The sequence below is a fragment of the Flavihumibacter profundi genome, assembly GCF_020076305.1.
Taxonomy (GTDB): domain Bacteria; phylum Bacteroidota; class Bacteroidia; order Chitinophagales; family Chitinophagaceae; genus Flavihumibacter; species Flavihumibacter profundi.
The window spans coordinates 1311250-1331841 of the sequence record NZ_JAIQXE010000001.1; the positions used below are offsets into that span (position 1 = coordinate 1311250).

Consider the following 20592-nt stretch of genomic DNA (forward strand, 5'->3'; position numbering starts at 1 on the left):
ATCTTTGCGGCATGACCAAGTTGTCCGTTAATATCAACAAGTTTGCCACCATCAGGAACAGCCGGGGTGGTGATAACCCAAGTGTTTTGAAAGCAGCAATAGATGCCCAGCAATTCGGAGCCGACGGGGTAACAGTGCACCCGCGTCCGGATGAACGCCATATCCGCTATGCAGATGTACGGGCAATCAGGCCCATTATAACTACAGAATTCAATATTGAGGGCAATTGCAGGGAACAAAAATTTGTTGACCTGGTCCTGGAAGTAAAGCCACACCAGGTAACCTTGGTTCCTGATGCCGAAGGACAGATCACTTCAGACCATGGATGGGATACCATTGCCAATAAAGAGTACCTGGTTAAGATGATCGGCATATTCAAAGCAGCCGGAATAAGGACCTCCATTTTTGTTGACCCGGTTGCTGAGATGGTGAAAGGCGCGGCAGCTACAGGCACCGACCGGATTGAGTTGTATACCGAAAGTTACGCCAGGCAATATGCACAGGACCCTGCGGCTGCGGTTGCCCCATATGTTGCAGCCGCGAAGCTGGCGCATGAACTTGGACTGGGCATCAATGCGGGGCATGACCTTGACCTGCACAACCTGCAATATTTCGCGAAACAGGTGCCCTATTTAGATGAAGTCTCCATTGGGCACGCCTTAATTTGTGATGCATTGTATTTAGGGTATGAAAATGCCATCCAGTTGTATAAACGGCAATTAAAAGAAGGAAAGGATATTAACCAATAATATCCATTTCAGGAGAAGTATTGGATATTTCCAGGGCCATGTCGTAATTCCAGCCATTGTTTTCGAACCTGCCCAGGGTAGTAAAACCATTTTTTTGGTAATACCATACTGCGCGGTGATTTGATACCTGAACACCACCCCAAAGGATTAACCTCGGCTTCTCAACATGCTTTAACACATCAACGATATAATTTAAAACAGCTGTTCCTGCACCGGTACCCTGCCAGGCATCTGCCACGGAAGGCGCAAAAGTAAAATCATGCATGGGATCAGGTTGGAAATCATACTGCTGCAAACGGTTCAGGTCATGATCCAGCAGGCCGACTTTTAAAACAGCATAAGCAATGATTTTCTGCAGGCCTTTTATCCTTGCAATGAATCCCATAAAAGGTGATGGATATTTGTACAATGCAGATACCGTCTCTTTATCAAATGGATGCGGGCCAAACCTGCTACGGGTTTCAGCGCTTAATGCCGACAGGTAGTTTACCAGTGCTCCGATATCACTGGTTTCATATTGGCCAATTTCAATTTCCTGGCCATTTCGCAGGACAATTGGTTTGCATGCTTTCATTTCACCAGGTGGTGTTACAAGTGTTATTTTTCAAGTAAAATCCTAAACCTTCCATCAGAAACCGCCACACTATCCCCCATCAGCATCTTTGCATACCCTTTGAATCCACCAACAGCTATACCCGTTTCATGCGAATAACTATCAATCGTAACATTAAATACGTGTGGCATCCAGGAGGAAAGGATCTGGTTATTTATGTTGTTATCGTAATACTGCCAGTTTACCCTGTTCGCCTGGAAATTGTTATTATTAGCATTCAACAATCCGGCGTCAAAAAATGCATCTATAACTAGCCCGCTGTCAATGGCGCAGGCAGAAGGACCAAAAAAAGTAATCCCGGTTCGTTCATAATTCACATAGGTAGCCGTAATTGTTCCACAAACCAATCTCTTATTTACTATAAAGCTCCAGTAATATGGTGAAAGTTTTTCGATGCTGTCGCAGCCAGGACAAACGGGAAATTCCAGGCCAATAACGGGAATAGAATCATGGCTATTCAGGGTATCCACAGAAGGAAGGGAATCGATTACAGTCCGGGCTTCATAACTATATTCCTTGCTACAGGAAGACATTGCCCAGAACATGCAAGTGAGTAGAATGCCTATTGCACTTATATAAAATATTTTTCCTGGAGCCATAGCTATAAATGATTTCCGGAACCACAGTCAATTTACAACCAATTTTTGAGGGTCCGTAGTTCCCTGACTTATAAATTGATCCCACCCGATACTTCGATTCTTTGTCCATTGATCCACCTGGCATCCTCTGTACAGAGAAATGCAACCACACTGCCAATATCGTCGGCCTGACCGACCCTCCCAAGTGGTGTTTGACTGGTAATGAAGGCTTTCATTTGCGGATTACTCCTAATAGCTGCATTATTGAAATCAGTTTCAGTTGCCCCGGGGGCAACTATATTCGCCCTTATCCCCTTTTGCCCCAGCTCCTTTGCCAAATATTTCGTAAACACTTCAACCGCGGCTTTCATAGAAGAATAAATTGAATAGCCGGGAACACAAAAACGGGTAGTGCCAGACGAAATATTAACAATGCCCCCCTGGTCATTTAAAATAGGCAGGCATTTCTGTGTAAGGAAATAGACTCCTTTAAAGTGGATATGCAATAAGTGATCAAAAGCTTCTTCTGTAGCCTGCGCAATGGGGATTGTAGCACCTACGCCGGCATTGTTGATGAGGAAATCAAATTTGTCGGTGTTCCAGGTCGATTGCAAAACAGCTGAAACCTTAGTTACAAATTCATCAAGCAGAGATAATTTGGACATATCCAATGGTAAAACAGCAGCTTTTTGTCCGCCTTTGACAATCTGGCTGGCTACTTTTTCGGCTTCCTCTTTATTAGTATGGTAGGTTATTATAACATCGATTCCTTTTTTAGCCAGGGAAACAGCCATATCCTTTCCAAGGCCACGGCTTGCTCCGGTAACGAGTGCAATTTTTGAAGACATTGATTTGTTTTTTAAAATAAACGGAATGACAAATATGATCATCCTGTGTTAATGGTCAGCAATAAGGCATTCATCAGGGCTTCAACATCATTCCTTGTTTTTTCATCGGTGAAATCATCTTCGGTATTTAATCGCGTTTGTATAAAGGATATGATCAGATGAAGTTCAGAAATGTTTTTGCATTCAATCACTTTAAGGGTTTCTAATAAAGCTGCATGGCCAAATCTGCCATCGGTTGAAGCGGTGATCAATGCAGTGATTTTTTGGGAAAATTCGCCGGAAGATACCGTCCAGTCGATAGCATTTTTCAGAGCACCGGGAACGCCATGGGCATATTCCGGTGTACAAATCAGTACTGCGTCGGCATTTTTTATATGTTGCCGGAATGCCAATACCTGCGGTGGATGCTCTTCGGGAGGAATACCCGGGTAAAAAACCGGAATAGTACCAATTTCATTAAAGGGAACTAGGTCAACCCGGTCAGCAAATCGTTGGCTAATCGCTTTTATCAGGCGATGGTTGGTAGAATTATTCCTGGTGCTACCGCAAATAGCAAGGATTTTTTTCCGGGTCATTATTGGAGAATCGGCTTTTGTTGTTTTGGTTCAACCAGGTCCCAAAGATTTCCATACAGGTCTTTGAATACAGCAACCTTGCCAAAAGGTTCTTCCGTTGGCGGCCGTACAAAAGAAATTCCATTGCCCGTAAAATATTGGTAATCGCGGTCCAGGTTGTCGGTATGCAGGAACAGGAATACACGGCCACCGGTCTGGTTTCCAACCCTGCCCGCCTGTTCATCAGTAGCTGCTTTCGCTAAAAGGAGGTTACATCCCCCATCCCCTTTCGGCCCTACAACCACCCACCTTTTCGTATCTGTTAAGGCGGTATCCTCAACCAGCTGGAAATTCATTTTTTGGGTATAAAATGCAATAGCCAAATCATAATCATCAACCACAATAGCAATAAGCGCTAATTTCTGTTGCATAGTCAAAATATAACTCAGGGTAAAAATAACTTGTTTTCGAAATCCAGGACCATATCATTAATACCCGACATTTTACTATTTACCTGAACATTCAGGTTTTGCAATAAAAGCTCATTTTCAATACCTGCGCCATTAAAGTTAGTAGCGAACATAAGCAGGTCGTGCCATTCGCCGATCTGCAGCTGCAAGTTGTATAAGTATTCAACATTCACACGAAGCTGATCTGTACGGCGTTTATTTAATATTTTCAAGGCAGTGAGCAGGTGCCTTATTTTCTTACGGTTCTCATGCAAACCTGAATTATGGTAAGTGCCGGAGAAAAACTGGATTTCCGAACTGATCAGGTCATTGCAAAAGGCAACTACAGCATCATTTTTTATATCGAAAAGTTTTGTCCTGATTTTCCTTAAAGACTTTCGCAGTTTGCGGATTTTAGTATCAAGGTCAAGCTTGAAAATCAGGACCAGCCTGTCCAACAGTTCATATTGTTCCCTTTGCAGGGCTTCATCTGTAAAGCCATATTTATTCATCAGGCTGATGTTTAAATCTGCAGTCCTGATTTTCCCGGCTTCCTTAAATAACCTTGCAAGGGGTTTACTTTCGATTATCAAATCACTATCTGGTTTGCAGGCATTTACCAGCGACAAAAGTGCATTGACCCTTTTCGTTTTTACCCTGAACTGGTGCAATTCTTCCACTACACCCCCAGAATTGAATTTTTGTAAATTCTTCTCCAGTGCCAGGGCAATTTTTGTAAGGATCTCTTCCTGTTTTGCAATGGTTAGCATACCGAAATATTAATCACCCGGATGATAGGTCCGTTCTGCGTGCTTCAGGACATCTTCTTTATAAAAAAGAACATCCTTGAATTCCCCTTTGGAATACATTTCCAGCTGGTCTTTAAAATGCGGGGAGTGTGGGTTTCCACTTTCTCCACCAGCAAGCAATGATTTCGCTTTTACTTTTTTACCAAATTCCACCGCACAGATAAAACTATTGCCGTTAACCCCATACCGTTTTACCGTACCCGGGAATTGCCGGCTTACATATGAAGGTAACATACCCCATGTGGAAGAAGTGAAACCAACGGGTACGCTGGGTTGTGCATCATCAAACTGCAGGTCAATTGCCGGGGATATTCGCTGGAAGCGGTTGATCTCGCCCCAGGGTAACTGCCAGCGGCCATATTTTATTTGCAGTTCCCGGATCGCACCCAGCAATGGCATTAATAATTCCTGGCTGCTTGCATCAGCTGCAAATAATTTTGTTTTTGCCACCTGGTCCAGTTCCTCATCCTCTATATCCCTGGTGCGAAAAATTGCCGGCAATATTTTCTGTCCCCATTCAACAGCAAGGGTAGTTGCGATTGATTTTTCACCACTATTTAAATCCCATTGCCGGAGAACAGCAATTGGTCCGGCCAGGTAGGCGTATAAAGTATCACCTGGCAAGATATCTTTATCGAATGCTTTAAGCAATGCGGGCACCAGCAATTCAAATGCTGCCAGGTGTTTATCGTAGCCCGCCTTTATAAGTTTATCAAGTGTATAGCTTTTCTCCATGCTCAATACCCGGACTGCATTAATACCCCTGAAATTTTCGCCATCAGGCGCCATATATGCCCTATAGTTCGTTTGAACCGGACTGTTAGTCCCTGCAACCGTAAACGGAGTTGAGTTACAATTCTGTAACCAGCCGTTTGCAGGATTGAGCAGGTGTACGGTTTCGCTGATCGGATGCAAGCCCTTCCATTCGGTGGCTTTTATGGTACCATCTACAGGTTTGCTCCAGTTGAACGACGGGTCCCGGACAGGAATCCTGTTGCCATGCCAGTAACCGATATTTCCGGCGGCATCGGCATAGACCGTGTTATTGGAAATATTCCCTTTCAGGTCGAGGGTTTTTTCGAAAGCTGCCAGGCTATTAGCCCTGGTGCGCTGCCAGCATTGTATCAATCCGTTCAACAGGCGATTATCTGCTTTCATACTCAGGTATTGCCCATTGCGTTTTGCCATAATGGGTCCGTGATGGGTAAACATAGCGGGAATGGTCTTTGATTCCATGACTGACCCGTTTACATACCTGATTACTATTGGTTTTACAGTTACCGGCAACTGTTGTTCATTATATTTGTAGGTCCACCCTTTATCATTTTTACTTAACTGTTCAATATATGAATCTGCTGCATCAACAGCGTTTGAAGTATGCATCCATCCGCAGAATTCATTAAAACCCTGGTAGATAAAAAACTGTCCCCAGGTTACTGCACCATATGCATTGAGGCCTGTTTCTGAAACCATATGCACTTCCGGGCGAAAATAAAAGCTGACATGCGGGTTGATATACAACATAGCATTGCCCGATGCCGAAATTGATGGTGAAATGGCAAAACCGTTGGAGCCGGTTGCCTTTTCATCCAGGGGCCCGGCTATTTTAGCGACGGGGGCAGCATCTCCGTAAAAAGCCTTTAATTCATTAATGCCGATATCGGCAGTACTAATAGCGCCAATACTTCCGTCTGTCCAAAGCATAGGGTACCAGGGCTGAAAGCGTTTCAGCAGTGCAGGTTTTACAGAAGGATGTTTGAAAAGATAAAAATTAATGCCATCGGCAAAAGCATTGCATAATTCCTTCAACCAACCCGGGGCATGCTGGTAATCTTTAATGGCAGCAGAAGAATCAAGCACCATCCTGATCAGCAGGTCGTCATAAATAGCATCTTTACCTTTAACTTCTGCAAGCCTGCCCAATTTTTCAATATAATTCTGTTCCACACGTTTAAAATCATCCTCGCACTGTGCATAAAGCAATCCAAATACCGCATCAGCATCGGATTTGCCATAAATATGGGGAATCCCCCAATTGTCGCGGATAATACTTACCCGCTGGCTTTGTTTTTCCCATCTGGCAATTTCTTTAGTAGAAAACGATTGTGCGACCAACTGAATGGGCAACAAAAAAAGTAGAATTAAAAAACGCATACTTAAAGTTAGTTTGAATAAACGGATAGGCTTCCGGCCATTTCCAAATCTTTACCGGAAGGCGAGGCGGCAACAGTGAATTGAGCTGCAAAGGATTTTTAAAACAGTTTTAAAATCTATCCATCAACCTGGTCAAGCACAACCTGTAAGCGATCAAAGTTTTGCTCATTGGCATCAACGGCATAAACTTTAACAGCATCGCGCACAACTTTATCATCAAATATCATCCGGAAATTAAGCCGGGTATGACCGCCCAGATCTTCAAAACTGGCCGCCAACCTGAATTTTGGCGCATTAATATGGTCGAGTATGATTTGAACGGGTTCCTCGATGCTGATAAACCTGCTATGATTCGGATAATCAACGCCATTAGGGCCATGCATCGTAAAAATCCAGTTACCGCCAGGTATGCAATTGAACTCCCGGAAGGTATTAGTAAAACCTTTGGGACCCCACCAGCGGGCTAATTGTACGGGATCTGTCCAGGCCCGGAACAAACGCTCCCTGGGCACTGCAAATATCCTTGTGGACAGAATATCAAAGCTTCCCCCGGTTTCATGTGCAGCAGTATTATCACTCATATTAACCCGATAATGAGCAAGGGTTTTTTCAGACAACAAGGAAGCTGATTCTTTGTCCAGGTAAATCGTAGCGCCAGGGTGGTTCCTTAATAAACTACCCGGAAGCGAGTTGGAAACAGGTCCTTCCAATAGCTCCTTAACGATTCCGGCTTTGTGTAATCCGCTAACAATAAGGAAGATATACCTGGCTTCAAGGATAGTGGCCAGGCCAAGGGTAAGTCCACCAGTAAGTTCCTGGGGGCGGGTGAAATATTTTTGCCCGACCTGCACGGATTGCGGATCCAGTTCGGCTATATGCGACCGTGAAGCCACATCGGTTCCGGGTTCATTCATGCCAACATGGCCATTTAAACCCAGTCCCAGTATCACCAGGTCTAATCCGCCGTTATTCGCAATGCAATCTTCCGCTTTTTTGCATTCTGCCTGAAGGTCTGCGGACCTGCAATCAAAAAAGGAAATTTTTCCAGCAGCAACCTGCAGCGGGAAAAAAAACTGCTGGTCGAGGTGGTACCGGCAGGAACCTTCATCCTGTCCATTCATCCCCAACCATTCATCAAGGCCTAAAAAATTATACTTGCCGGCATCCCATTTGCCATCGCCTGACAATTGCACCAGACTTTTATATAAACCGGCAGGGCTGTCACCTGAAGCCACACAAACCAATGGGTTTTTTACTGGTGCTAATAATTGCAACCAATCATTTGCAGCAAGGCGGGACAACTCGTTATAGGTATCAAATATTTTAATTTCCATATACTTTATTTAGCATTTCCAAGCCATAAGTCGATCGGCCTGTCAACTTTCGGATGAAAGGGTAACATAATCTTTTTCCCCTGTGCAGCAGACGCATAGGCTGCATATATTATTTCCAGTACAGCGCGGCCGTCTTCACCGGTAACGAGAGGCGTTTTATCTTTTTGCACGCATTCAATAAAATGTTTCAGTTCATGGGGGTATCCCTGGTTAAAGACTTCTTCATAAATAGTAAAGCTCCATCCAATTGTTGTATCCGCTTTTTCCATCGCATACCCATAACCGTTCTTACTGTAGGAAACAGCCGCATTGCCCATAAACAGGTCGGCATAGACCACTCCTTCTGTGCCATACACCTCGCAACGGTCGTCCATCCCGCCATGTTTGGCCCAGCTGTTTTCCGCAACAGCAGTAACCCCGTTTTCGAATTCAATAATCACCACAGAATTATCCTCACAAACGGTCTTTCCCTTATGGTACACTGTAGCCATGGTCGCATAAACACTAACCGCTTTGGCGTTATTCAGCATCCACCTGAACCAGGCGATGGCATGGCAACCCATATCCATCAGTACGCCGCCACCGGAGAATTCCTTATTGTAGAACCAGTCGGAATGCGGACCATTATGCTTCTCCCCCTGTTTCAGCATATAAATATTCCCGATAGCGCCTTCATTAACCATATGCCTTACCCTTTCATATTTAGGGGCGAAACAAAGCTCTTCGGCGTACATCAGTTTAACACCTGCCGATTTACAGGCAGCGATCATGGAATCGGCTTCCTCGAGGGTAAGTGCCAGCGGCTTTTCAATAATAATGTGCTTACCGGCGGCAGCCGCTTTAAGGGTAACTGGCGCATGAAGGAAATTTGGCAGGCAGATATCAACCACTTCGCAACCCGATTCGGCAATTAACCGATCAAGGTTGTCGTACCAATTGGGAATATGGTGCTTTTGGGCAAAGGCAGCAGCTTTAGCCGGGTCACGGGCGTAAATGGCCACGACTTCCGCTTCCGGGATAAAACGATGATAGCTTTCGATATGGATATCTGCAATAAAACCTGCACCCAGGATAGCAATCTTTGTTTGCTGCATTTTTTGCTTAAATATCTGTAAAAATGGCTTTTAAATGACCATTTTTTGGCAAATGGCAACTAATCTGTTTTCCCGATTGTAATTCAAACAAATAATTCAGCTATGAAAAAGATATTCCTTTTCGCGCTGGTGCTGGCATCAGCAGGTTTAAAGGCGCAGCACCACAAATTTGAAGAGTTCATGCCTCAATCTGTACTTGGTATTGGGGTAAGTTTCCAAAATTTTGACGGACTCAATAGTCGTATTGCCAACTATGAACAATACAAACAATTAAAGGACCAGACAGGTACTTTACAATTGGGCTGGCTAAAAGAAAGAAAGCGCATAGTATCCGGATTTAATTTAAGTGGCGGTACCGGCCTAAACGGCAGCCGAGGTACAAAGAGCAGTAATATGCGTTATATTGGCCTTGGCGGTGATATCGGGTACAGCGTAATAAAGAATAAGCAGTCAATGCTTTATCCTTTTGCGGGGTTAGGGTATCAATGGTACCAGGCTCGTTTCTACAAAGACAATTCTTCTGTGCCCTTTGATGATGTGCTGCAATCACCCAATGTACAGAACGATATAAGTGCGCTGGGTTTCAAAAACGAATTCTTTACCTACAGGCTTGGCATTGGGATTATTTTAACATCCCCCAAACACCCTTCCGGCGGAATTGGACTGCAAGCCGGATATAGCGGCAGTTTCCAGGAAAGGGCCTGGACAGGAAATGATAACCAGACTTTGGGGAATGCTCCTAAAGACGGATTGAGCCAGTTCTTCATCAGCCTTGTGCTGACGCATAAGCCCATGATGATGATGAAACACCACTAGGCTTTTTTACCGGCGTTTTGCATTTGTTCGACCATATCACGGATACTGGTTTCGATGGGGGTATAGACTATACCCAGTTCCTGGATACTCCTGCGGTTATCGAATGCAAGGGCAAAACCAACATTCCGGCTGATGAATTTCCCGGTTAATCCAAAGGCCCAGCCAATAAGGTATAGCATGAACTTTGGTGATTCCATCAGGGGTAGCCTGAATTTGCCAGGGAAGTATTTTTTAACGATGGCGGAAATTTCCATAATAGATGCAGAACGTTCGCAAATGATATACCTGCCGTTGGCGGATTCATTTTCGAGGGCAAGTATATGGGCTTTGGCAACATCCCTTACATCTACCAGCCCGAAATTCAATTTAGGGACGCCGGAGAAGTATTTACCGGAGATGATATTCTTCATGAACTGGAGGCTTTCTGAATCACTTGTTGGTGAAATTGCCGGCCCCATTACAAAAGCCGGATTTATGACCACCATTTCCCATTGGTTTTGCCCGGCCTCGATTTCCCAGGCAGCTTTTTCAGCCAATGTTTTGGAATACGAATAAGGTTGGTGGGAAGCCGAGCTTGTGGTATTAAAGTCCCTTTCCGTAAAGGCAGCCAGCCCCTTGTCCTGCATATCACCATTGTCGCCAAATATGGCCACAACACTTGAGGTCAGTACAACTTTCCTGATTGTGCCAGACCTGGTTGCAGCCCCCAATACATTTTTTGTTCCGGCGAGTGCCGGCTCAACCAGTTCCTTTTCAGGGTCCTTAAACCTGAGGGTAAAAGGCGAGGCTAAATGAAAGAGGGCATCGCAACCCCGGGCGGCCTCGTCAAAAGAACCTTCGCGCAACAGATCAGCTTCAAAAACTTCCAGTTTGCCGGTTGAAGCCGCTTCCAGTTGCAATAGATGGGCATAACCCGATTGCCTGGTTTTGTTCCTTACTGTAATCCTTACCGTATAACCTTTGTCAAGCAATTGTTTTACAACCCAGGAACCAATGAAACCGGTTCCGCCAGTAACAAGTATTTTATTAAACATGGGCTAAATTTAGCTGTGTTGTATAAATCTAAATAAATAAGCACCTGACAGAAACAAATGGTAGTTAGTTTTTTTAGGGCAAAAAAATCATGTTACAGGCCAAAACGGCCATAAACAGTCAAAATAAAAGCGCTAAAATTGGTCAAATTGTAAGAAATTTGCGTTTCCATTATAATTTATATAAAATGAGCAATACCCCCAGTACATTATTTGACAAAGTTTGGGATGCGCATGTGGTGCGTAGCATAAAAAATGGTCCCGATGTGTTTTTCATCGACCGGCATTTCATCCATGAGGTAACCAGTCCGGTTGCTTTCCTTGGATTGGAAACCCGCGGATTAACAGTGTTGTTTCCTCAAAAGACATTTGCAACTGCCGACCATAATACACCAACCATCAACCAGCACCTGCCGGTAAAGGACCCCCTCTCTGCCAACCAGTTAAAAGCGCTGGAAACCAATTCTGCCAAATACGGCATTTCGCATTGGGGATTGGGAAATCCTAAAAATGGTATCGTACATGTAGTTGGCCCGGAGAATGGAATCACGCTCCCCGGCATGACCATTGTTTGCGGAGATTCGCACACCTCTACCCACGGTGCATTTGGCGCGATTGCATTTGGCATTGGAACCTCGGAAGTGGAGATGGTATTGTCCTCCCAATGTATCATGCAGCCGAAGCCTAAGAAAATGCGCATCAATGTAAATGGTTCCCTTCAAAAAGGAGTAACCCCAAAAGATGTGGTACTGTATATAATTTCACAGTTAACAGCTGCAGGGGCAACCGGTTATTTTGTGGAATTTGCCGGCGAGGTATTTGAGAACATGAGTATGGAAGGCCGGATGACTGTTTGTAACATGAGTATCGAAATGGGAGCACGCGGCGGAATGATCGCCCCGGATGAGACCACTTTTAAATATATCAACGGCCGTGAGAAAGCGCCAAAAGGCGAAGCCTGGGATAAAGCGCTGACTTACTGGAAGACCTTAAAAACAGATGCCGGTGCAAGTTTTGATAAAGAGTATACTTATAATGCAGCGGATATTGAACCAATGATCACATTTGGCACCAATCCGGGAATGGGTATCGGTATTTCGAAGCATATTCCTTTATCTGAGCAAGGCAGTGGAAAAGCGAGCTATGAGAAATCACTCAATTATATGGGCTTCCATGAAGATGATGCCATGCTGGGCAAGAAAGTGGATTATGTATTTGTTGGCAGTTGTACCAATGGCCGGATTGAAGACTTCCGGGCATTTGCATCTATTGTTAAAGGTCGTAAGAAAGCAGAACATGTTACTGCCTGGATCGTACCCGGTTCACATATCGTGGAAAAACAGATAAAAGATGAAGGCATCCTGGATATATTAACGGAGGCCGGTTTTCAGCTGCGCCAGCCGGGTTGCAGTGCCTGCCTGGCTATGAATGATGACAAGATCCCTGCCGGCAAATATGCGGTTAGTACCAGTAACCGGAACTTCGAAGGAAGACAGGGACCCGGTGCAAGGACCATGCTGGCCAGTCCGCTTGTTGCTGCTGCAGCTGCGGTAACCGGGGTAGTAACAGATCCCAGGGAATTAATGGCATAAAAAACAGCAGGTAAATTCATTCCAAAACAACCCCAACAATTCAAACCATGGCTTACGATAAATTCACAGTGTTGACCAGTACTGCAGTTCCGATGCCCATTGAGAACGTGGATACAGACCAGATCATTCCTGCGCGCTTCCTGAAAGCAACTGAGCGCAAAGGGTTTGGTGACAACTTATTCCGCGACTGGCGATACAATAACGACGACACACCAAAGAAAGATTTCGTGTTGAATAATCCCATTTATTCAGGCAAAATACTGGTTGCCGGAAGGAATTTTGGCAGTGGCAGCAGCCGGGAGCATGCTGCATGGGCAATATATGATTATGGATTCCGCTGCGTGGTGTCCAGCTTTTTTGCAGACATTTTCAAGAATAATTCACTGAATATTGGCATTCTGCCGGTTCAGGTGAGCCCTGAATTCCTGAACAAGATATTTACAGCCATTGAAGCTGACCCCAAGGCTGAGCTGGAAGTAAACCTTCCCGCCCAAACGATCACTATATTGGCTACCGGTGAAAAGGAATCCTTTGATATAAACGATTATAAGAAAGACAACATGACCCACGGGTATGACGATATCGATTACCTGCAGTCTATGAAAGAAGAAATAAGCAGGTTTGCAGCTAAAAGTCTGTACTAACCGTAACCAGTCAACGACAATGCCACATTCAAAGCGATTCATCGAAATTATGGATACCACTCTCCGTGATGGTGAACAAACCAGCGGAGTATCTTTTTCTGCCTCAGAAAAGCTGACCATTGCCCAACTATTACTGAACGAAGTAAAGGTAGACCGCATTGAAATTGCCTCCGCGAGGGTATCCGAAGGTGAATTTGATGCTGTAAAGAAAATCACCAAATGGGCAAAGGCGAATGGTTTGCTGCATAAAGTGGAGGTGCTCACTTTTGTAGATGGCGATATATCTATACAATGGATGCAAAAGGCCGGCGCTAAAGTGATGAACCTGCTCACTAAAGGTTCATTAAATCATTTAACCCACCAGTTAAAGAAAAAACCGGAAGAGCATTTCGCAGATGTTGCAGCAGTTTTGGAATTAGCAATATCGAAGGGACTGGAAGCGAATGTTTACCTGGAAGACTGGAGCAATGGGATGAGGCATTCTCCCGATTACGTTTTCCAATACCTCGATTTCCTGTGTACCCAGCCTGTAAAGCGTATTATGCTGCCAGACACCCTTGGTGTGCTGACCCCATCTGAAGTGTTTGAATTTATTTCAGCTACGGTTGACCGTTATCCCGGCATCCATTTTGATTTTCATGCGCATAATGATTATGACCTGGGAACTGCCAATGTACTGGAAGCCGTAAAAGCCGGTGCACATGGTTTACACCTGACCATAAATGGAATGGGGGAAAGAGCCGGAAACGCTCCCCTGGCGAGCGCCATTGCGGTTTTGAACGATTTCATGCCGACTGTAAAAACAGGGGTTTCAGAAAAATCGCTGTATACAGTCAGTAAACTGGTGGAAACCTTTTCAGGGTTCCGCATACCCGTGAATAAACCGATTGTCGGTGAAAATGTATTTACACAAACAGCAGGCATCCATGCTGATGGCGATAAGAAGAATAATTTGTATTTCAGCGACCTGATGCCAGAACGATTTGGCCGGCAACGCAAATATGCCCTTGGCAAAACAAGCGGCAAGGCAAATATTGAAAACAACCTTCACCAGTTAGGCATTCAATTGTCAGATGCAGACCTTAAGAAAGTTACCCAAAGGATTATAGAACTGGGCGACCGGAAGGAAATGGTAACCCAGGCAGACCTGCCCTATATTATTTCGGATGTGCTTGACAGTAATGCCATAGAGGAAAAAGTGCGGATTGAAAATTATGTGCTCATGCATGCGAAGAACCTGAACCCTTCGGTGACCCTGCAGATCCATATAGATGGCGAAATATTTGAGGAGCAGGCGCAGGGCGACGGACAGTATGACGCATTTATGAATGCGCTTAAAAAAGTTTACAAACAAAAGAAGATAGAACTTCCGTTACTGACAGATTATGCCGTGCGTATTCCGCCGGGTGGCAAAAGCGATGCCCTTTGTGAAACCATAATTACCTGGAAGCAGGACGGAAAAGAGTTTAAAACCAGGGGACTGGATAGTGACCAGACTGTATCGGCGCTTAAGGCAACGCAGAAAATGCTGAACATCATTTAAAATTCCTTCAATATTATTTAATGGCAACCCAACACATTTTGATTGTCCCGGGCGATGGTATCGGGCAGGAAGTTACCGCAGTAGGTAAAAAAGTACTAGACCGTATAGCAGAAAAATTCGGCCATAGCTTCAGCTATGATGAGGCGCTGATAGGCCATGTGGCCATTGAAGCAACCGGAACTCCCCTCCCCGATGAATCGCTAGAAAAAATGCGCAAATCAGACGCTGTGCTTTTTGGTGCAGTGGGCCATCCGAAATACGACAATGACCCCTCCGCGAAAGTAAGGCCTGAACAGGGTTTGCTGAAAATGAGGAAAGAACTGGGACTATATGCAAATCTCCGGCCTATCAAATTATTTGATGAATTGCTGGGTGCCTCAAGTATCAAGCCTGAAATCCTGAAAGGCGCTGATATTTTATTCTTCCGCGAACTGACCGGCGATATTTATTTCGGTGAAAAAGGCCGCAAGAATAATGGTGACACTGCCTATGACGTTGCTGAATACAGCCGTTATGAAGTGGAAAGAATTGGCCGTAAAGCATTTAATGCAGCACGTACCAGGAGAAAAAAGTTATGTTCTGTAGATAAAGCCAATGTATTGGAAACATCCCGGCTATGGCGGGAAGTGATCCAGCAGCTTGCACAGGAATATCCTGATGTTACAGTAGAACACCAGTTTGTTGATGCTACCGCCATGTTGCTGATAAAAGATCCATGCAGGTTTGATGTGGTGGTAACCGCCAATTTATTTGGCGATATCCTGACTGATGAAGCCTCTCAGATCGCAGGATCAATGGGCATGCTGGCCAGCGCTTCAATTGGCGATGGTACGGGTGTTTATGAACCAATCCACGGATCGGCACATGATATTACCGGCAAAGGTGTTGCAAATCCTTTAGCCTCTATTTTGTCAGCTGCTTTATTGCTGGATATCTCCTTTGGCATGAAAGCAGAATCTGAAGCAGTGATCAATGCTGTAGATAAAGTACTTAAAGCAGGTTTCCGTACCCGGGATATCGCTGATGCACAAACGCCGGCAAACATGTTGTTAGGAACGGCAGCAATGGGCGAAGCAGTATTGAAATTCTTATAGGTTTTATTTTTCGACTATTTTAATCCGTAAGGTTTTAGGGAAATAGATCGACTGGTTGCTGAGCACTTCATTAAAGTCAAAGCTATTTACATTATAAGTAATGCAAAGCCCATCCCCTTTCTGTTCGGGATGGGCTTTTGCCGCATACATAAACGGCTGCTTAATTCCCGGATACTTTGGCTGGTAAAACAAATAGGGTTCCGTCCATTTGCCGCCTAAACTATCCGCCATGCGAAGGCCCAGGCTTGCTTCACCAAATCCGAAAGACTGCACCTGGATATATTTCTTCAGTTGCTTATCGTAATGAATGGAAAATTCTGTTCCACCAATAAATAATGGCTTTGGTACAGGATCTTTTTTATTCCTTTTTAGCCAATGACCCTCAATATACCAGTCGGGATTTGTGAGTTTGCCAGCATAAGCCCGTTCTATTGGCCAGCGCAGCAGGTACACTTCATGGGTGGCGGGTTCAACGGCCCCGAAGGCATACAGGTATTTATCATCCTTAAGTACAGCAGCAGAACCAACCACCAGTCCATATGTTTCAACGCCATCAATATATTTCATCTTCCAGTGAGAAGGACTATCGTGCGGATTATCAACAAGCGCAGCGCTCCAGCCGGCCACTTCAAAACCGAGCCCGGTTTTCACTCCATGTATTTTCATAAGGAACACAATCAGCTTATCCCTGATCATACTTCCGTGGCCGATCCAGAACCAGTCCTTTCCCGGTAGATAGAAAAAGTCGCGGGGCTTGTTTTTTAAGTTACTCCAAAAATATGTTAGTGGAGAAGAATCTATGTTATAGCCCTTTTGAACAGCGATACTATTCCTGATCATCGTTGAAGCTGTCCTTGACCGGCTTGAATCCTTACAAATAAATCCATCACCAAACAACCAAAGCACATTTCCATTTTCAAGGTCAACGGAAGCTGCGCCGTCAGCTCCACGCCAGGCCGGGTCTTTCCGGAAAAACTGGTCAGAAGTACCAGATGTATCAAGGATTATACTGTATTTACCGGTATCGAAATACTGGCCGTAACATATTGTATTTAATGCACAAAAAAACAATACCAGTAAGGCTGAAGTATGTTTCGGCTTATGCATCACTAAATGATTATTTTATCATGGCTTTTTTTGATTTTTCTTCCAGTCGGTAAGTTCATCCAGTGTCCAGGCTGCTTGTCTATCCTTTGTCTTCTCCCGTATTTCCTTTACATCATCTACACTTACAACCCGGGCCTTATTGCCAAAACTATTCCGTACATAACTAAGTACTGATGCGATATATTCATCGGTATGTTCCTGCTGGGCAGGCATTACGTCGGGATATTTTTTATTATCAACCATCCCTTTCAATCCATGCAATACAATGTTGATCAGGATATCTTTATCACCATTTACCCTGGCGGACCCTGCCAATGGCGGTGCAAGCTTTGAAGGAACGCCCTTACCATCCATACCGTGACAGGTTGCGCACAATTGTTTGAAATTGCTGGCACCATGGAAGACCAGGTCACGATCTTCACCATCCATACGCATCGTAACAGCCCTTAACTCAGCTAATGATTCATCACCTTCTTCCAGGCTCCTTGATGCTGCTTTTACAAGCAACAAATTATTAGCGTTACTGGCACGCAGTTCTTTTAACAAGGCAATTGCCTTTGGATCTTTACTATACCTGAGTGACAGGGCCAATTGAATACGAACCCCTGGTTCCTGGTCATTTTTCAGGTCTTCCAATGCCGCTAATACTTCTGTATTATTTTTCTGGAGAAAAGATTCACTAATACGAATGGCCGCCTTCCTGATTTCCATATCGTCATCTTTTAATACAGCTAAAAGAGTTGACGGTTCAATTGCATTAAGCCCTTCAAGGGTCCATAGTGCATGCAGCCTTGAAACCGGCTCCGGTCCTTTTTTCCAGAAGGCCAGTTTCTCGCCTAATGATCTTTGTCCCAATGCCAGTTTTTTAAGGGCCGGCACAACAGACTGATCATTATGGATCACCAGTAATTTCTGCGCGTTATCACGCCACCAACCATTTGGATGTGACAGATAATTTACCAGCTCTTCATTGGAAGCATCCAGCAATTGCGGTTTGGGGCCTGGTTTGAAGCCATCATGCACCAGACGATAAATCCGGCCCCGGTTAATATTCAGGTCCAGTTGCTTGCGTTTAATTTGCGGATGGATATAACTATCCGGTTTCGTCCATGCGCTTTCCTGGATGATACCATGATACATATCCACTATATACAAACAACCATCCGGGCCTGTTGCTGTATTAACGGGCCTGAAATTCATATCGGACGAAGCCAGGAACTCCCTTTTATCATAGGCGTTTTTTAATATGGCTTCCCCATTTTCATAAAACATTTTTGCCCTCCGGATCAACCTGCCCACCGGTTCACAAATAAAGAGGTCGCCCTGCAAAGAGGAAGGCAACCGGTCTCCGCGATAAACGGACTGGCCACAGGAAGCGGTAAAATGATTCAGGGTACTGTCTGGCCGCAAACGCTCCTGTCCGCCCTGCACATCGGGAGTGCCAATAATTGGCCAGACTTCATAAAAATCACCAGCAAGTTGGTTATCCAGGTCAAGTTCCCCGTACACCGGATTTTCCTGGAAATTAAGGGCAGGCGTTTCACCACCGGCAGAAGAGAAAAACAGCCGGCCATAATTATCATGGGTAAGCCCCCATTGTCCGCCAGGCGGACTGGATAAAGTATCCACCTTCAGTTGGCCATTATTGTACCGATACCGGACCGGGTTACTGGTCACATAAATCCAGTTATCAATATTCCAGATGAGTCCGCTTTTCTGGTGTTCCAGGTTAGCATCATCGGGTGTATCGTTGTGATAGACCTGTGTTTTTTCATCGGCAATGCCATCCCCGTTCTTATCGCGGTAGGCATACATGTTGTAAGTATATGTTTCATTAACAATTAACCTGTCATCTAAAGCCAGCATCATTCTTGGCAACACAAGGCTGTCAATATAAATAGTATGCTTGTCCATTGTACCATCACCATCAGTATCTTCCAGCCTTGTTATGCGGCAAATGGGAAGGCGCTCTCCTGTTCCATTAATGTCCTGCATATAGCTTCGCATTTCTGCAACATACAAACGGCCATTACCATCCCAAACAATAGCAACGGGTTCTTGTATGACCGGCTCACTGGCCACAAGTTCAAGGTGGTAACCAGCAGGCAGTTGCATGGTTTTCATGCTTTCCGCTGGTGATAAATAGGCTGAAGATGGATTAGGATCGATCTTTTCGGGTCTTGCGGGTGGAATTGCCTCCTGTTGCTGTTGTTTACAGGAAAAAACGACAGCAAGCAATCCAACAAGAATGACATTACGAAGAAATAGGTTCATGATATGCTCAGAAATTTCAGATGAAGATATTATTAAAATCCCTACAAGCGCTTAGTGCAAAGAAGTTCCGGGAAAATGCTTTGCAATAGATTGCGTAATAACCCTTCTATCCTGTTCGGTTTTGGCTAACCTTAATGCATGTTCGAGGTTTTCGATGGATTTGGCTTTGTTACTATCCATATACAAATGTGCCAGCAGAGAATAATAAAGGTGGCTATGTTTAAGTTGTAATTTCTCTGCTTCAATAATGGCTTCCTGTTTTGAATTAGCTTTGGAAAGTGCGTAAGTGCGGTTTAATGCGGCAATAGGAGAATATTCCAATTGTAATAACCGGTTGTAAAGTTGTAAAATATTCTCCCATTTATTTACTGAGTCTTCTTTTTGTGTATGCCAATAAGCTATAGCCGCTTCCAAATGATACTTTGTCACTTGTTTTCCCCTTGAGGCCTGGTTCAGATAATACTCACCTTTAGCAATTAATTCCTTATTCCACAGCTTTTCATCCTGTTCTTCGTACAATACAATCTCGCCGTTCTTGTCAATCCTCGCATCGAACCTGGAGGAATGAAAACACATTAAAGATAACAGGGCATTGGCAGCAGGCGTATTGGTATGCTGATATTCGAGAAGCATCAGATTCAGGCGCATAGCCTCCAAACAAAAATCCTTGCGTAGTGTAGTATTTTGGGAAGTTGAATAATACCCTTCACTGAAAAGCAGGTATAAAGTGGTAAGCACTGTATCAAGACGGCTGTCAATTTCAGCAGGCGGAGGCATTTCAATTTTTACTTTGCCGGCTCTTAATTTTTCCTTTGCTCTTTTTAACCTTTTGTAGATGGTTTCTTTGTTCGTCAAAAAGGCATCAGCAATTTCTTCAACCCCAAATCCGCAAAGCAGGTTCAGGGAAAGGCCTATCTGGGCCACCGGGGAAATAGCAGGATGGCAAATGGCGAACATCATCTGCAACTGTGTGTCCCGGATATTTTCATTAGATAAATCAATTTCAATGGGATGCATAGCTGCTTGGGCATATTTCAGTGCAGGTGCAACCTTTGCATTAAACAATTTGCTGTGTCGAAGAAAATCTATGGCTTTGTTTTTTGAAACACTGTATAACCAGGCGGTTGGATTTTGCGGTATCCCTTTAAGTCCCCAGGTTTCAGCAGCCTGCAAAAATGTATCGCTTACAATATCTTCGGCAGCGTGCAGGTATTCCATCCCGAACAGCTTGGTCAATACAGCAATTATTTTTCTGTATTCCGTTCTGAATAAATGCGGTATGAGTTCATTTTCCTGCATAAATAAATGC

Annotated in this window: 19 protein-coding genes; 6 read left to right on the plus strand and 13 right to left on the minus strand. The window is 44.4% G+C overall.

Features of this window, described 5'->3' with window-relative positions:
* Positions 1–11 precede the first annotated feature (11 nt).
* Positions 12–749 (plus strand): pyridoxine 5'-phosphate synthase, encoded by a 738-nt coding sequence (locus tag LAQ65_RS05630; RefSeq protein ID WP_224115965.1) that lies wholly within the window; start codon positions 12–14, stop codon positions 747–749.
* On the opposite strand, the gene LAQ65_RS05635 is transcribed toward LAQ65_RS05630, so the two are convergent.
* The 9 genes from LAQ65_RS05635 to LAQ65_RS05675 all read right to left on the minus strand — a co-directional run bounded on the left by LAQ65_RS05635 (position 739) and on the right by LAQ65_RS05675 (position 9182).
* Complete coding sequence (locus tag LAQ65_RS05635) at positions 739–1323, minus strand: GNAT family N-acetyltransferase (protein ID WP_224115966.1); 585 nt, start codon at positions 1321–1323, stop codon at positions 739–741. The two genes, LAQ65_RS05630 and LAQ65_RS05635, sit on opposite strands and share 11 nt — an antisense overlap.
* Before the next feature lie 23 nt (positions 1324–1346).
* Positions 1347–1961 carry a hypothetical protein gene (locus tag LAQ65_RS05640; protein WP_224115967.1) on the minus strand — a complete coding sequence of 205 codons (615 nt, stop codon included), beginning with the start codon at positions 1959–1961 and terminating at the stop codon, positions 1347–1349.
* Between the two features lie 68 nt (positions 1962–2029).
* On the minus strand, positions 2030–2788 hold the full coding sequence (locus LAQ65_RS05645) for an SDR family NAD(P)-dependent oxidoreductase (protein ID WP_224115968.1): 759 nt from the start codon (positions 2786–2788) through the stop codon (positions 2030–2032).
* A 38-nt stretch (positions 2789–2826) separates the two neighbouring features.
* Positions 2827–3363, minus strand: a complete 537-nt coding sequence (locus tag LAQ65_RS05650) for an NADPH-dependent FMN reductase (RefSeq protein ID WP_224115969.1) — start codon at positions 3361–3363, stop codon at positions 2827–2829.
* Entirely contained in the window at positions 3363–3773 is a 411-nt protein-coding gene (locus LAQ65_RS05655; protein WP_224115970.1) for a VOC family protein, read from the minus strand. Before LAQ65_RS05655 ends, LAQ65_RS05650 begins: the two co-directional genes overlap by 1 nt.
* A gap of 14 nt (positions 3774–3787) precedes the next feature.
* The gene (locus tag LAQ65_RS05660; protein WP_224115971.1) at positions 3788–4561 is read right to left on the minus strand and encodes a CHAD domain-containing protein; all 774 of its coding nucleotides are present in this window, start codon (positions 4559–4561) and stop codon (positions 3788–3790) included.
* Between the two features lie 9 nt (positions 4562–4570).
* The gene (locus LAQ65_RS05665; protein WP_224115972.1) at positions 4571–6754 is read right to left on the minus strand and encodes a penicillin acylase family protein; all 2184 of its coding nucleotides are present in this window, start codon (positions 6752–6754) and stop codon (positions 4571–4573) included.
* Positions 6755–6870: 116 nt separating this feature from the next.
* Positions 6871–8088, minus strand: a complete 1218-nt coding sequence (locus LAQ65_RS05670) for an SRPBCC domain-containing protein (protein WP_224115973.1) — start codon at positions 8086–8088, stop codon at positions 6871–6873.
* A 5-nt stretch (positions 8089–8093) separates the two neighbouring features.
* Entirely contained in the window at positions 8094–9182 is a 1089-nt protein-coding gene (locus LAQ65_RS05675; protein ID WP_224115974.1) for a Gfo/Idh/MocA family protein, read from the minus strand.
* 102 nt (positions 9183–9284) lie between these two features.
* Here LAQ65_RS05675 and LAQ65_RS05680 point away from each other — a divergent pair, with 102 nt between their 5' ends.
* Positions 9285–9998 (plus strand): hypothetical protein, encoded by a 714-nt coding sequence (locus tag LAQ65_RS05680; RefSeq protein ID WP_224115975.1) that lies wholly within the window; start codon positions 9285–9287, stop codon positions 9996–9998.
* On the opposite strand, the gene LAQ65_RS05685 is transcribed toward LAQ65_RS05680, so the two are convergent.
* Complete coding sequence (locus LAQ65_RS05685; RefSeq protein ID WP_224115976.1) at positions 9995–11032, minus strand: SDR family oxidoreductase; 1038 nt, start codon at positions 11030–11032, stop codon at positions 9995–9997. The genes LAQ65_RS05680 and LAQ65_RS05685 overlap by 4 nt on opposite strands.
* Before the next feature lie 185 nt (positions 11033–11217).
* Between LAQ65_RS05685 and leuC the strand changes: the two genes are divergently transcribed.
* The 4 genes from leuC to leuB are packed head-to-tail and all read left to right on the plus strand — an operon-like array spanning position 11218 to position 15902.
* A complete protein-coding gene (leuC, locus tag LAQ65_RS05690; protein WP_224115977.1) occupies positions 11218–12621 on the plus strand; it encodes a 3-isopropylmalate dehydratase large subunit in 1404 nt (467 codons plus the stop codon).
* 47 nt (positions 12622–12668) lie between these two features.
* The gene (gene leuD, locus LAQ65_RS05695; RefSeq protein ID WP_224115978.1) at positions 12669–13265 is read left to right on the plus strand and encodes a 3-isopropylmalate dehydratase small subunit; all 597 of its coding nucleotides are present in this window, start codon (positions 12669–12671) and stop codon (positions 13263–13265) included.
* Between the two features lie 49 nt (positions 13266–13314).
* Positions 13315–14808: an alpha-isopropylmalate synthase regulatory domain-containing protein gene (locus LAQ65_RS05700; RefSeq protein ID WP_224115979.1), complete on the plus strand. Its 1494-nt coding sequence runs from the start codon at positions 13315–13317 to the stop codon at positions 14806–14808.
* 20 nt (positions 14809–14828) lie between these two features.
* A complete protein-coding gene (gene leuB, locus LAQ65_RS05705; RefSeq protein WP_224115980.1) occupies positions 14829–15902 on the plus strand; it encodes a 3-isopropylmalate dehydrogenase in 1074 nt (357 codons plus the stop codon).
* Between the two features lie 3 nt (positions 15903–15905).
* Here leuB and LAQ65_RS05710 read toward each other — a convergent pair whose 3' ends face one another.
* Genes LAQ65_RS05710 through LAQ65_RS05720 form a run of 3 tightly spaced genes read right to left on the minus strand, consistent with a single transcriptional unit; the run spans position 15906 to position 20519 of the window.
* Positions 15906–17009, minus strand: a complete 1104-nt coding sequence (locus LAQ65_RS05710; protein WP_224115981.1) for a DUF4185 domain-containing protein — start codon at positions 17007–17009, stop codon at positions 15906–15908.
* An 18-nt stretch (positions 17010–17027) separates the two neighbouring features.
* Positions 17028–19283 carry a DUF7133 domain-containing protein gene (locus LAQ65_RS05715; protein ID WP_224115982.1) on the minus strand — a complete coding sequence of 752 codons (2256 nt, stop codon included), beginning with the start codon at positions 19281–19283 and terminating at the stop codon, positions 17028–17030.
* A gap of 51 nt (positions 19284–19334) precedes the next feature.
* Positions 19335–20519, minus strand: coding sequence for an RNA polymerase sigma factor (locus LAQ65_RS05720; RefSeq protein WP_394369715.1), 1185 nt, complete (start codon positions 20517–20519; stop codon positions 19335–19337).
* Positions 20520–20592 lie beyond the last annotated feature (73 nt).

What these genes read in the sequence shown, in the direction of transcription:
- LAQ65_RS05630 (WP_224115965.1), top strand. Translation starts at nt 12, where the DNA reads ATGACCAAGTTGTCCGTTAATATCAACAAGTTTGCCACCATCAGGAAC.
- LAQ65_RS05635 (WP_224115966.1), bottom strand. Translation starts at nt 1,323, where the DNA reads ATGAAAGCATGCAAACCAATTGTCCTGCGAAATGGCCAGGAAATTGAA.
- LAQ65_RS05640 (WP_224115967.1), bottom strand. Translation starts at nt 1,961, where the DNA reads ATGGCTCCAGGAAAAATATTTTATATAAGTGCAATAGGCATTCTACTC.
- LAQ65_RS05645 (WP_224115968.1), bottom strand. Translation starts at nt 2,788, where the DNA reads ATGTCTTCAAAAATTGCACTCGTTACCGGAGCAAGCCGTGGCCTTGGA.
- LAQ65_RS05650 (WP_224115969.1), bottom strand. Translation starts at nt 3,363, where the DNA reads ATGACCCGGAAAAAAATCCTTGCTATTTGCGGTAGCACCAGGAATAAT.
- LAQ65_RS05655 (WP_224115970.1), bottom strand. Translation starts at nt 3,773, where the DNA reads ATGCAACAGAAATTAGCGCTTATTGCTATTGTGGTTGATGATTATGAT.
- LAQ65_RS05660 (WP_224115971.1), bottom strand. Translation starts at nt 4,561, where the DNA reads ATGCTAACCATTGCAAAACAGGAAGAGATCCTTACAAAAATTGCCCTG.
- LAQ65_RS05665 (WP_224115972.1), bottom strand. Translation starts at nt 6,754, where the DNA reads ATGCGTTTTTTAATTCTACTTTTTTTGTTGCCCATTCAGTTGGTCGCA.
- LAQ65_RS05670 (WP_224115973.1), bottom strand. Translation starts at nt 8,088, where the DNA reads ATGGAAATTAAAATATTTGATACCTATAACGAGTTGTCCCGCCTTGCT.
- LAQ65_RS05675 (WP_224115974.1), bottom strand. Translation starts at nt 9,182, where the DNA reads ATGCAGCAAACAAAGATTGCTATCCTGGGTGCAGGTTTTATTGCAGAT.
- LAQ65_RS05680 (WP_224115975.1), top strand. Translation starts at nt 9,285, where the DNA reads ATGAAAAAGATATTCCTTTTCGCGCTGGTGCTGGCATCAGCAGGTTTA.
- LAQ65_RS05685 (WP_224115976.1), bottom strand. Translation starts at nt 11,032, where the DNA reads ATGTTTAATAAAATACTTGTTACTGGCGGAACCGGTTTCATTGGTTCC.
- leuC (WP_224115977.1), top strand. Translation starts at nt 11,218, where the DNA reads ATGAGCAATACCCCCAGTACATTATTTGACAAAGTTTGGGATGCGCAT.
- leuD (WP_224115978.1), top strand. Translation starts at nt 12,669, where the DNA reads ATGGCTTACGATAAATTCACAGTGTTGACCAGTACTGCAGTTCCGATG.
- LAQ65_RS05700 (WP_224115979.1), top strand. Translation starts at nt 13,315, where the DNA reads ATGGATACCACTCTCCGTGATGGTGAACAAACCAGCGGAGTATCTTTT.
- leuB (WP_224115980.1), top strand. Translation starts at nt 14,829, where the DNA reads ATGGCAACCCAACACATTTTGATTGTCCCGGGCGATGGTATCGGGCAG.
- LAQ65_RS05710 (WP_224115981.1), bottom strand. Translation starts at nt 17,009, where the DNA reads ATGCATAAGCCGAAACATACTTCAGCCTTACTGGTATTGTTTTTTTGT.
- LAQ65_RS05715 (WP_224115982.1), bottom strand. Translation starts at nt 19,283, where the DNA reads ATGAACCTATTTCTTCGTAATGTCATTCTTGTTGGATTGCTTGCTGTC.